Here is a 12,616-nt window from a genome sequence, read left to right as displayed (position 1 = left end):
AGGGGTATGCCGATGTTAGGCTTTAGCCTGATTTTAGTCGGCCATCCTTTTACTTGGAGTCGATGTTGACTTTCACCACAAGGGTATAAGTGCGACTAACCCTCTGGCGCAGCCAATCGGCAAGTCTTCTTTATCGTACGGAGGTGAGGGAAGTCTCGCTACAGCTTTAGCGCTGGAGCTGGACGTGGCTGTTTTGGGTAACTAGTTACCCAAAGTATTCAAATTTTATAGTACGCTAAGCAATGGGAAAGGGAGTAGAGCAAAATGCTCTCCTCCCTTTCTACAATGGCGCTTTTTTGAGCATTCTACCTCTTCTTCCCACAGTAGTTTCCGCGTGTTTTAGAGAATTCATAATTGCTTCTTCTGTTGCTTCAATAACGCCTTGGAACAGCTGACCCATTGCTGGATGGTCATCTCGAATAAAGGAGATTGATCCAATAGTATGATCTGAGTTGTGTTCAAATGTTGCTGCGGTAGAAAAAGCAATGGCGATGTCGCCGCTCCCGTGGTCTATGGTACTTCCTGTTCGACCTAGTCCAACTGCAGAACGACTGGCTAGTCGTTTTAACTGTCGATCATAAAGTGGTGCATCTGTGGCAATTATAATCATAATCGAACCATCAGGAGTGTCCAGACTGGCTTTATTCCAATTGGCAAATAGTGCTTGCTCCCGTTTGCCAAAATTACTTAATACCAGACATCCGACGGTATAATTTTCCTTGCCTGCTGAAATGATACGAGAAGCGGTGCCGATTCCGCCTTTATATTCAAAGCATGCCATACCTTTTCCAGCGCCAACAGCACCTTCTTGGACAGGTTCTGTGCTCGCCTTTTTAATTGCCTGAATCGCGTGTTCTGGTTTTACTGCTTGAAGCCGAATGGAATTCAAGTAGCCATCATTACATTCGCCGACAACAAGGTTAATTGTCCCTGTACTTACACCAATGTCCTCATTCTCTTCAAGCATGTATTGTAAAGTTCCTTGCATAACAGAACCAACACTAAGGGTATTTGTTAGCATGATGGGTGACTCTAATAATCCAAGCTCATCAAGCTGTACGAGACCAGTTGTTTTTCCAAAACCATTTATTACTGCGTTTGCAGCATGTGTTTTTTTCTTGAATAAATTGCCTGAATGAGGAAGAATAGCGGTTACCCCAGTACATATCGTATCGTGATCATCGATTTTCTCATAGAGTGTGACATGTCCGACCTTCACATCGCCTACATCTGTAATACAATTGTATTTTCCCTTTTGCAGTACCATAAATTCTCTCCTTCTGTAGAACACGTTTCTTATTACACTACATGTATTATATATCAAATGGGTGAAAATTATCGATAAGCATGCATGGATATTGGCTAACGAGGGAAACTAAGATGATTACTTATGGGTGGTGATAACAGGATGAAACGAATCGTTTCAGCACTACTGTTTATCGGAGTTTTCTTTTCAACTATAGGATTGGTTGCAGCAGAGGATATTGGTACTGAAGTTGGTCAGAAGGCGCCTGACTTTAAATTGATTACAAGTGATGGTGAGACTGTTCAGCTATCTGACTTTAAGGGAAAGCGCGTATTACTTAATTTCTGGGCGTCTTGGTGTCCGCCATGTCGAGAAGAGATGCCTGATTTGGAACGATTCTACCAAGACAAAGATGCTGTGGTGCTTGCGGTTAATTTAACAAACATGGAAATGAATAAAAAGACGGTAAATGAGTTTATTGAAACATATGGTCTAACCTTTCCGGTATTAATGGATGAGGAAGGGCAAGTATCCAGGTTATACAGAATAAGCCCAATCCCTACAACCTATATGATTGATACAAAAGGAATTATTGGGCAACGCGTGTATGGGCCTTTGAATTATGAACAAATGATAACTGAATACGAAAAAATGAATTGAGGAAATCGGCACTAAGCCCGATTTCCTTTCCTGTTTTATAACATAAATAATGAGGAGCTTGGTAAGGAATAGAGCAGTCTGTTTTTATAAATGGAAAATTAAGCGCCAGTACGCTAAACTATTACATAGACTAGTAAAGAAAGTCGGGGGAGATTATCATAAAACTATTACTTGGACAGCTCGTCATGATTGGAGCGATATGGATCGGAATGGCCACCTTTTTTTCAGAAATGAATGAAGGAGCTAAACTTATTTTTTATTTAGTGACATCATGGCTTTTATTTTTAATCGTTATAATTGTAAAAGCTTGGATAAAGCAGTTGATACGGAAAAGAAAATGACGATAACATGAAAACGCGAACTATAATTGAAAAGCGTGAGGAAGGTTAAACAATGCTTATTATTGAAAATTTACATAAATCTTATGGTGATAAAGTTCTTTTTAATGACATCAGCTGTACAATTACTGACAAAGAGCGAATTGGACTGATTGGTGTAAATGGAACAGGGAAATCAAGCTTTTTGAAAGTGATTGCTGGAATAGAATCACCCGAAAAAGGAAATTTGAAACATGCAAAAGATTACCGAATTGAGTATTTGGCACAGGATCCAATTCTTGATCCTAACCTAACTGTTATTGACCAGATTTATTACGGCGGGTCGACGATTATGAAGTTGATGCGGGCATATGAAGCTGCATTACTCAAGCTGCAGGAGGATGCTGAGAATAGCACCTATCAACAGGAGTTGCTAAAACTCCAGCAGAAGATGGATGAAGCGGAAGCATGGGAAGCGAACACTGCAGCTAAAACAATATTAACGAAGCTTGGGATAACAGATTTTGGCAAAAAAGTCACCGAGCTTTCGGGTGGACAACAAAAGCGTGTTGCTATCGCAAAGGCGCTTATTCAGCCAGCTGACTTACTGATACTAGATGAGCCAACCAACCATTTGGATAATGAAACGGTAGAATGGCTCGAAAAATACTTACAGTCCTATAAAGGATCTCTTCTCCTTGTGACACATGACCGTTATTTCCTAAATCGGGTAACGAATCGAATCTACGAGTTAGATAAAGGAAATTTGTATATATACGAAGGAAATTATGAAATATTTCTGGAAAAGAAAGCAGAGCGAGAAGCGCTTGAAGTTAGTAATGAGCAGAAACACCAGAATACATTACGTCGTGAATTAGAATGGCTAAAACGTGGAGCAAAAGCAAGATCAACAAAACAAAAGGCACGAATTGAACGCGCAGAAGAAATGAAAAAGGAAACATTTGATACGAAAAAAGACCATCTAGCGTTTCAAGTAGGTTCTACACGATTAGGTAAAAAGGTAATTGAGCTGAAATCCATTGGGAAGACCTATGATGGTAAAACGCTCTTGCGTGATTTCAGTTATCTCGTAATTCCAGGGGAGCGCCTCGGTATTATTGGTGCCAACGGCTCTGGAAAATCTACTTTGCTTAATATAATGGCGGATCGAGTCGAACCGGATGAAGGTGAAATTGAAATCGGTGAGACGGTAAAAATCGGCTACTATACGCAGGGTGATGAGGAACTAGATGGAAGTATGCGGATGATTGATTATATTAAAGAGGTTGCAGAAGTCATCCATACAAAGGACGGTCAAGTTATAACTGCTGAGCAAATGCTGGAACGCTTTTTATTTTCCCGTTCAGAACAATATAACTATATTCGGAAATTATCTGGCGGGGAAAAACGCAGGCTTTATTTATTGAAAGTGCTTATGACAGAGCCGAATGTACTCTTTTTGGATGAGCCGACAAATGATTTAGATACACAGACACTTAGTGTTCTGGAAGAATATTTGGATCATTTTCCTGGTGTCGTCATTACCGTATCCCATGATCGCTACTTTTTAGATCGTGTTACTGATCGTTTGCTTGTCTTTAAGGGACATGGAAGGACAGAACGCTTCCAAGGGAATTACAGTGCGTATTTAGAACAACGTCATTTCGATATAAGCACAGCGCAGAAGACTGAAAAAGCAATTGAAAAGCCGAAGAAGCAAAAGAAAAAACTTTCCTACAATGACCAGCGAGAATGGGAAAAAATTGAAGATCAAATAATGGAGTTAGAGGAAAAGGTTGAAGCATTGCAGCAGGCCATTATCGATGCCGGAAGTGACTCGGAAAAAATACAGAAATTATATGAGGACCAGCAAGAAACTGAGGCAGCACTGGAAAAGAAAATGGAACGCTGGGAGGAACTCTCCGTATTAATTGAGGAAATGGAGAATCAATAAAGTGCAACGTCATTCAGTGGGGTATTACTATCTGTTCATGCATGATAATTTCAAGTGACGTTATAAAAGTAAACAAAACAGGGTGTACCCGAAAAAATCGGGGCACCCTGTTTTCTATTGTAAGCCATCGATTTCAATAGCTTCGACAATGGCAGTACCGTTATCCAATTTATTTGCTTCTAGCTGAACATGATCCCCTTGTTGTAAAAAGACCGCTAAAGGAGCCTTAGTTGAGCTCAATGTGTAAATGGTTGTGTCATTTGTTAATAAAAATTGAATCAGTTGTCCAGTTGTTTGGGTTGTAATAACAACACGTTCAATCTCACCACTGACGCTTTCATGTCCTGCTGCTTCACCGGTAGATTCCACATTACTAGGATCCTGTGCAAGTGCAATTCGATAGGCACCTAGTGTCTGTTTTGCAGTATCACCGAAAACAACAAAATCGGAATCAGCGGCCTTAATGTAGGCATATTGTTTAAATAATCCATTCGGATCTAGTACATTGACTACCCAGGTTGGATTTCCGTCAATATTATACAAAATCGGCATGGAGCCTTTCCAGTTTTTCTCTGGGAATTCTTTATCAACGATTTCTCTTGCACCTTTACTATCCATGATTCCATTATTTTTTTCTCCATTGTAATACACTAATTCACCTGTACGAGCATTGATTAGTGTGTAGCCTAAAGCAGAATCAATATTCTCTTTAGGAGAGGACATATCTGTAAAATAATGCATGTTTCCTTGTTCATCAAAAATAGGTGTTACATTACTTTCCGTTCCAGATTCGTTTGGTATTTTTACATCCCGTTTTCCAAAAATAGAGTTCAGCCAGCCATGCACGTATTTTCCGAAATACTCATTTTGATCAGAAGCCATTTCAGAACTAATCGAACCATCGATAAAAACAGGTGCATCTTCTGTTGTATAAAGGGATACATCACTTGTTACCGGGTCAACAACTGCGACATGCAGCCTTGACATGTTTGGTTTATTTGTAAGGCCAATTGGTTTATACAACGTCTGTACATACCATGGTTTCCCTTCCTCATCTACCTCGATTTGTGCGCTGCCACTTTGAATATAAGCTGGATATTCCCCATAAATCGTTCGTTGGATATTATGTTGAAAGTAGCTGGAATTCGTATACTTCATTTTACTTTCAATAAATTTCGGTTGGGCATTGATATCTGTAGCAGATATGGTAAAATATCCTTCTGTTTCTTTACCGCGGAAATAACGCCAGAAACCACTAAATTCAACTGGAGCAATGAATACGATATCGTCATTTACCATTTGTACCTGTAATTTACCTAGATCATAAAACTGGGTATTTGGAACAACACTCATTGCTTTTTGAACCTTGTTACGTGCAGATTCTGGTGATACAACAATTGGTGTAGCATCTTTATCGAGTGGCTTTGCTTCTTCCATTTCTTCTTTTTTAATGGACTCATAGCTATTATCTAAAGCAGAAATGCCAAGGATAAAAAATGTCGGAACTGCGATGACTGCTAATACAATAATTCCAGATGAAACCACATCGATTGGACGACTTGCTTTTGTAAGTGGTTTGCTCATCGTCAATCCATATAAACCAAGTGTTCCAATGAAAGCGACAATTAAGTTTGCAATTGACATATTTGGAATAGTGATGGTAGGCATGAAAATATAGACGATGATTGCTGTAATAATGAAAAGACTAATAAACGTAAATCCAGCAGCTTTGATTGTCGTTTTCCGCTGTTGCTGATTTTTAAAAATAAAGTAAACAGCAATTATGATATAGAGAATAAAAGTAAGAATCGTAGTTGTTAATATTCCTGTCATGTTCACATCTCCTATGTTCGTTTCTAATTGGTAATACGAAATGGGAAGACGATTAGTTTCATAAAATAAAAATAAAAGTGAAACTGACAAAATAAAGGTTTAAAAATGGACTGCATATGGGAAAATAATCACAGAGCTATATTATCGGGTACTGTTTAAAATAAGGTCCGTAGATGACATCATGTGAAATAAGGTGGAATGAAGATTCACTTTATGATAGAAACTAGTTATAATGGAAATAATGCTTTAATTAGGAGGGAACGGAATGAAGCTTTATCAAGTGAGGAAAGGCCAGTTTGTGTTTTATCAAAACGAGCTCCATAAAGTGTATTCAGTAAAGCCGATGTTTAAACAATCTGTACACTTGTATCGTTTGAAGGATATGAAACAAATTTTAACGAAGGCAAGTGAGATTGACTATTATAGACCGAAGCATAATGATACATTTATCTTTTATGGCAAACGTTACACGATTGATCAATATGCGAAGCCAGAGCCAGGCGACTATATTTTAATCGTTAAACCTGCACCAGACTTTTTAGATCATTATTCATTGAATGAAATCGAAAAAGTGGAAAGTGTTGAGAACGGAAATGTGAATACAACACGTGATAATGGTGTGAAACATAATGAATATGTTGTCATGGTTCCAGGTCGGCAGGATGCAAGTCAAGAAATCGCTTATTATGATAAAAATCTTGTACCTGAAGAACAACAGCTAAAAGATGAATCGATTAGCTACCTTGCTGAAAATGATGATACATTAAAGCCTGCTGTTGGAGATATATATGTTGATACTCGTAGTAATACGAAAGCTATGATTGTGGCGATGACAGAGGATGAGGTTATATTCGGACATGGTTTACGCGTCCATGTTGCAGAGTTATTGGATGAAACGAGCTTTGAACTTATTTACCAATTTGAAGATAATATTTAAAAAAGTAAATCCCGGCCTTTAGCCGGGATTTACTTTTTTAGCATATCGATTGCTTTATAGCCAAGAATATTGATGGGGTCCTTTGAACTGGAATAAGGTGGTGCATATCCGAGTTCCAGCTCTGGTAGGTCATTTACAGTTAAATTTCCTTTGATAGCAGTAGCCAATACAGCCATCCGCTTATCAACACCATCATACCCGACAATATTTCCTCCAAAAATCAGCCCTGTTTCTGGATGGAAAAAAAGTTTTAACCAGAGTTTCTTGGAACCTGGATAATAGTTAGCGTGGGAAGTGGAGGCAAGGACTACATTCTCGAATTGTTTGCCTTCCTGCTGCAAGCTCTGTCGGTTATGTCCGGTTGCTGCCACTGTTAAATCAAATACCTTCAAAATAGAAGAGCCTGTATTGCCGCGATAAGGAATTTGTTCTCCATCTAAGTGTGCAGCAATAATAGCTGCTTGACGATGTGCAAGCCAAGCTAGTGCGATATGTCTTGGTGAGCCGGTTAATAGGTCTCTTGTTTCTACGGCATCTCCTAACGCATAAATATCAGGATCTGTTGTTTGCATATATTCATTCACAGAAATAGCACCAGTACTACCTAACTCCAGTGCCGTATTGATAGCTAAATCAGTATTAGGCTTTATTCCAATAGCGAGAATTGTCATGTCTGCTTCCAGTTGTATCCCGCTATTTAAAAGTAATGTCTTGCCATCATTTTTAAACCCCTTCAAGCCATCATTCAGAATGACCTCAATTCCTTTATCCTTCAAATGTTCTTCAACTATTGCCGCCATATCATCATCAATGATTTTGCTTACTTGTGATGAGCGATCGATGATGGTGCAATTCAACCCAAGGGCATGCAAGTTTTCGATCATCTCTAATCCGATAAACCCAGCACCAACTACAGCAACTGACCTCGGTGTATTTTGTTGGATGAATGCATGAACAGCATCCATATCCTCAATCGTTTTCGCTGTAAAGGTTCGATTATTATTGATACCCTCTATGTCTGGAACAATTGCAGATGCACCAGGAGAAAGGATCAGTTTGTCGAAGGTTTCCTCCTGCACTTGTTTACCTTTCCGATAGTGCACGGTTTTATCTGAGCGTGAAATTGAAATAACTTCTGTATTCGTATGCACGGATACATTGTATTTTTTCGTGAATTTCTCAGGAGGATACAGGAGATCCTTTCTATTTTGAACCACATCGCCAAGATAATAGGGGATACCGCAATTTGCGTAAGAAATATACCCCCCTTTATCAAAGATGATGATTTCGGAATTTTTATCGTTTCTGCGGATTTGGGCGGCAACCGTAGCGCCGCCACCAACACCGCCAACAATTACAATTTTACGTGGCATGTATGTCACTCCTCCAGCGGAATCTTTCCTTTTCTCCTTGTGTAAAAATCTTCGTACTATAAAATTCCGACAGAACTTAAGAAAACGATGATGATTGTAGCGGGAACTAACCAACGCATGATCTGGAACCATACGTGGAACAATCCATCAGCTAACTGGTTTCCATAAGAAAATTCCTGCTTTAATAATGATTTATCCAGTTTAAATCCGATAAACAATGAAATAAATAGGCAGCCACCAGGAAGCATGATATTACTCACAAGGAAATCACTTGCATCGAATACAGTTAAACCGAATATAGTGAAATCCGTAAGCACGTTGGTAGAGAGTGCAGATGGAATGCCTGCGAGAAATACGAGTAAACCGGCAATGAATGCAACTTTCTTTCTTGAGCGCTGTTTATTTTCTGTGAAAGCTGCTGTAATAATTTCCAGCATACTGAAGGATGATGTCAACACCGCGAATAAAAACAGCAATAAAAATAAGCTTAAAAACAATTCACCGAACGGCATTTGTGCAAATACCTCAGGCAGCACGATAAACAATAATCCAGGTCCTTCTGCAGGCTCCAAACCAAAGGCAAATACAACAGGAAAGATAGCTAAACCTGCAAGCAAGGAAACAAATATATTCATAATACTTACCGATCCAGCTGATGACGGTAAACTGACATCTTTTTTCAAGTAAGAGCTGTATGTCACCATCACCGAGATTCCTACTGCTAATGAAAAGAATGCTTGACCGAGTGCATATAAGACATTTTCAGCACTTAGTTTGGAAAAGTCTGGCTGCAGGAAGAAGCGGATACCTTCCATTGCTCCTTCGAATGTAACGGAACGGATGACAAGTATAATAAAGAAAATAAAAAGTAATGGCATTAACACCTTATTTGTTTTCTCGATTCCATTTGTAATTCCGAGAGATACAACAATAATATTTATTAATACAAATAATCCAAGACCGACAATTGTCAAGGTTGGACTGCCAGTTATATTAGCAAATAGTTCGGGATAATTTGCGTTTTCTTTTATAATTTGTCCAGGCAGTGACATGAAACTATATAGAAGGACCCAGCCGCCTACGACACTGTAAAATGCCATCAGGATGAATGCACCAACAACGCCCCATTGTCCAATGAATGACCAAGGAGTTTTTGGTGCTAATGTTTTGTAAGCTGTGACTGCTTCCTTTTGTGAACTTCTTCCAATAATAAATTCCCCAACTAAGAGAGGAAGACCTAGAATGATGGTAAAGCCAATAAATAATAGGAAAAAGGCACCTCCACCATTCATTCCTGTCATATATGGGAATTTCCAAATTGCTCCAAGACCGACTGCCGCTCCAGCAGATGATAGGATAAAGCCGAGCTTTGTCGACCATTGTTCTTTGTTTTTGTTCATGCTGTAATTCCTTTCATGTTTGAAAAAGTTATCTTATTAGTATAGCATAATCAATTCATTTTTGAAGGAAGTTCTATCGTTGTTAAAGCTTTGTTCGAATTTCCCAAAGTTCAGGAAAAAAGTAATGCTCCAGTACTTTTTTTAGATAGCTGACACCAGATGATCCTCCAGTACCTGTCTTGTGACCAATAATGCGTTCAACTGTTTTCATATGTCTGAAACGCCATTGCTGGAACCAATCTTCAATATCGACGAGCTTTTCAGCCAATTGATAAAGGTCCCAATAGCGATCGACGTTTTGATAGACCTGTAGCCATGCCTGCTCAACACTAGCATTTTGTTGATATGTTTTCGAAATATCTCTATCTAAAACTCCTTTATCAATTGGCAGACCTGCCTTGTCTAAAGATTGAATGGCAACATCATATAGACCAGGTGCATGATACGCATCCATTAGAATTTGATGAAGTTCTTTGTCTTTTTGATATATTTTTAAAATAAATGGTGTTTTATAGCCTAGGACAAATTCGACAAGCCGATATTGATAAGATTGAAACCCGGAAGCATTTCCTAGTTTATCCCTAAATTGCATGTACTCTGCAGGTGTTAATGTTGAAAGCACATCCCATGCTTGAATGATTTGGGATTGGATTTTGCTGACACGTGCAAGCATTTTATAGGACGCTTGCAGTTCGTTTGCTTGAATCTTTTTGATTGCTGCCTGCATTTCATGAATAATTAGCTTTAGCCATAACTCGCTTACCTGGTGGATAATTATAAATAGCATTTCATCATGGTGACTGGATAATCGTTTTTGACTTGATAATAAAGGATCGAGCTGAAGGTAATCTCCATATGTCATTTTCTCCATAAAATCCGTATGAATTCCTTTTTCCGACTGAAATGTTTTGTTGGAAGAATCCGTCATGATTCATTCTCCTCAAGTGGACGTAATACGGCGCGGACTGGACTGCCATCCGCACCATGGATAGCTAACGGCAAAGCGATTAAATCATAGGATCCTGGAATGACATGTTTTAGCATTATATTTTCCAGAATGTGAATTCCATGCCGATGGAGGGCGTGATGTGTGGTGAGTTCTTTACTGTCCGGTGCATCGACAGAGGGGATATCAACGCCAAGTAATTGTATACCCTTTTCACTTAAAAACTGGGCAATCTCTGGATCCAGATAAGGAAATTCTCTTGGGAACCGTTTTGGATTGTTCGGTAGTGATGTTCTCAGCAGCAGTCTTGTTGCATAATCAAATTGGTAATTTTCTAGTACTGCCGCTGTAATATTATCGGTATGACTGACATCAATAACGATTGCTTTTCCAATGTAAAGATCAAGATCGAGCTGATCTACCGTTTTACCATTAGAATTAAAATGAAAGGGTGCATCAATATGTGTCCCAATGTGCAGACTTGTTGTGATTTCTCCAATATTGGCAGAGCCGGTCTGCTCCTTCGTGGCTGACAGTTTGTAGTTGAATGGTGTATCTCCTGGCCAATGTGCGATATCATTCGTTAAGGCTTGAGAAATATCAATCCATTTACTCATGCGATTACACCTCGTTTATTTTCGTAGTTTTTATAGCTTTCTTTCTCCATAATGGTTTTCAGAATATGAACCATTTGCCATACCTCTTCAAATGTATTGTATAAGGCGACAGGGGCTATCCGTATTCCATTTGGGTTGCGAAAGTCAGGAATGATGCCGTTTGCTTTTAAAGCTCTGCAAATCCGTGCTGCTTCGGAATGCAACAGTAAAACGTGTCCACCTCGTTCATCATCTTGCTTCGGATTGGCAATGGAAAAGGAATATGCAGCTAATTCGCTTTCAATCAAGTCCATCAAGTACGCTGTTAGTTGTAATGATTTTTTGCGGATATTTTCAATGCCGGCTTCCTCAAACATTTGCAGTGACCCGAGTAATGGCGCCATACTTAATACATGTGGTGTTCCAATTTGGTAGGAACCTGCATGATTTGCTGGGGTCAGATTATGCTCCATATCAAATTGCTTTTCTTTGGAAGAACTAAACCATCCAGCAAGTCCAGGTGTTTTGCCGAAATGCTTTTGATTAACATACAGCCCCCCAACACTTCCAGGGCCTCCATTTAAATGCTTATACGTACACCAGAAAGCAAAGTCCACATCCCACTCTGATAGACTGTGAGGGATGGCACCAATCGAATGGCATAAATCAAAGCCAATAAGGATTCCTCGCTTATGAGCTTCTTTTGTTAACCTTTGCATGTCTAGAATTTGTCCGCTGCGATATAGGACACCTGGCAGGACAATTAATGCGATTTCCTCTGTCATGTAGTCGATGATGTCTTCTGATTTCAACGTATTCTCATCAGCACTCGGTACTTGAATAAGATGTGTGTGGGCATCATATCCTTTTTGTGCTAATTGGCTTTTTAATGCATAAATATCAGAAGGGAAATTCAATACATCAGCAAGAATCTTCGTTTTTGCGCCTTTTGGGTGATAGAAACTCGCTGTCAGTTGATGGAGGTTGGTTGTTGTTGAACCAGTAATAATTACTTCCTCTGGTTTTGCACCAACAAGATTGGTGGACATTTTCCCAAGCTTTTCAGCTAAATAAAACCAAGGATGATGACCAAGTGTCCAACCATCGATTGCATGGTTTTTCCAATCATTCATAACTTCAGTTACAAATTGTTCCGTGCGTTTGGATAATAATCCGAGTGAGTTACCATCAAAATAAATCGTATTGTTAGGTGTGTGGAACTCGGTTCGAAAATGTTGTAAAGTATCCTCTTGATCCAGTTGCTGTGCATATTGACGTGTACGCATCATAAATATAGCACCTCTTTTGTATTAAATTGATATATGTTCAATCTAACATAAGGAATAAAAAAATA

Annotated in this window: 11 protein-coding genes; 4 read left to right on the top strand and 7 right to left on the bottom strand. The window is 39.1% G+C overall.

What is annotated here, in order from left to right; genetic code table 11:
• Positions 1–280: 280 nt before the first annotated feature.
• The gene (locus NYE61_RS08190) at positions 281–1,267 is read right to left on the bottom strand and encodes a P1 family peptidase (protein ID WP_095313705.1); all 987 of its coding nucleotides are present in this window, start codon (positions 1,265–1,267) and stop codon (positions 281–283) included.
• Positions 1,268–1,408: 141 nt separating this feature from the next.
• Here NYE61_RS08190 and NYE61_RS08185 point away from each other — a divergent pair, with 141 nt between their 5' ends.
• The 3 genes from NYE61_RS08185 (at position 1,409) to NYE61_RS08175 (ending at position 4,177) form a co-directional block, all read left to right on the top strand.
• On the top strand, positions 1,409–1,906 hold the full coding sequence (locus tag NYE61_RS08185) for a TlpA disulfide reductase family protein (protein WP_095313716.1): 498 nt from the start codon (positions 1,409–1,411) through the stop codon (positions 1,904–1,906).
• A gap of 185 nt (positions 1,907–2,091) precedes the next feature.
• Complete coding sequence (locus NYE61_RS08180) at positions 2,092–2,247, top strand: hypothetical protein (RefSeq protein WP_339317283.1); 156 nt, start codon at positions 2,092–2,094, stop codon at positions 2,245–2,247.
• A gap of 52 nt (positions 2,248–2,299) precedes the next feature.
• Positions 2,300–4,177: an ABC-F family ATP-binding cassette domain-containing protein gene (locus NYE61_RS08175; protein WP_095313701.1), complete on the top strand. Its 1,878-nt coding sequence runs from the start codon at positions 2,300–2,302 to the stop codon at positions 4,175–4,177.
• 114 nt (positions 4,178–4,291) lie between these two features.
• On the opposite strand, the gene NYE61_RS08170 is transcribed toward NYE61_RS08175, so the two are convergent.
• Positions 4,292–6,010 (bottom strand): DNA-binding protein, encoded by a 1,719-nt coding sequence (locus tag NYE61_RS08170; RefSeq protein WP_303447649.1) that lies wholly within the window; start codon positions 6,008–6,010, stop codon positions 4,292–4,294.
• 265 nt (positions 6,011–6,275) lie between these two features.
• Between NYE61_RS08170 and NYE61_RS08165 the strand changes: the two genes are divergently transcribed.
• Entirely contained in the window at positions 6,276–6,947 is a 672-nt protein-coding gene (locus NYE61_RS08165; RefSeq protein WP_095313698.1) for a hypothetical protein, read from the top strand.
• Positions 6,948–6,976: 29 nt separating this feature from the next.
• Here the strand turns inward: NYE61_RS08165 and NYE61_RS08160 are convergent, their stop codons facing one another.
• The 5 genes from NYE61_RS08160 to kynU all read right to left on the bottom strand — a co-directional run bounded on the left by NYE61_RS08160 (position 6,977) and on the right by kynU (position 12,551).
• Complete coding sequence (locus tag NYE61_RS08160) at positions 6,977–8,320, bottom strand: CoA-disulfide reductase (RefSeq protein WP_303447647.1); 1,344 nt, start codon at positions 8,318–8,320, stop codon at positions 6,977–6,979.
• A gap of 56 nt (positions 8,321–8,376) precedes the next feature.
• Positions 8,377–9,720, bottom strand: a complete 1,344-nt coding sequence (locus NYE61_RS08155; protein WP_303447646.1) for a sodium-dependent transporter — start codon at positions 9,718–9,720, stop codon at positions 8,377–8,379.
• Positions 9,721–9,802: 82 nt separating this feature from the next.
• Positions 9,803–10,648 (bottom strand): tryptophan 2,3-dioxygenase, encoded by an 846-nt coding sequence (kynA, locus tag NYE61_RS08150; protein WP_095313694.1) that lies wholly within the window; start codon positions 10,646–10,648, stop codon positions 9,803–9,805.
• The gene (kynB, locus tag NYE61_RS08145) at positions 10,645–11,283 is read right to left on the bottom strand and encodes an arylformamidase (protein WP_303447640.1); all 639 of its coding nucleotides are present in this window, start codon (positions 11,281–11,283) and stop codon (positions 10,645–10,647) included. Before kynB ends, kynA begins: the two co-directional genes overlap by 4 nt.
• Positions 11,280–12,551: a kynureninase gene (gene kynU / locus NYE61_RS08140; RefSeq protein ID WP_303447639.1), complete on the bottom strand. Its 1,272-nt coding sequence runs from the start codon at positions 12,549–12,551 to the stop codon at positions 11,280–11,282. Before kynU ends, kynB begins: the two co-directional genes overlap by 4 nt.
• Positions 12,552–12,616 lie beyond the last annotated feature (65 nt).

Source organism: Oceanobacillus sp. FSL W7-1304, assembly GCF_037969805.1.
GTDB lineage: Bacteria > Bacillota > Bacilli > Bacillales > Amphibacillaceae > Oceanobacillus > Oceanobacillus profundus.
The sequence above is the reverse complement of the archived record's forward strand: the minus strand, read 5'-3'. Positions and strand labels throughout refer to the sequence as shown.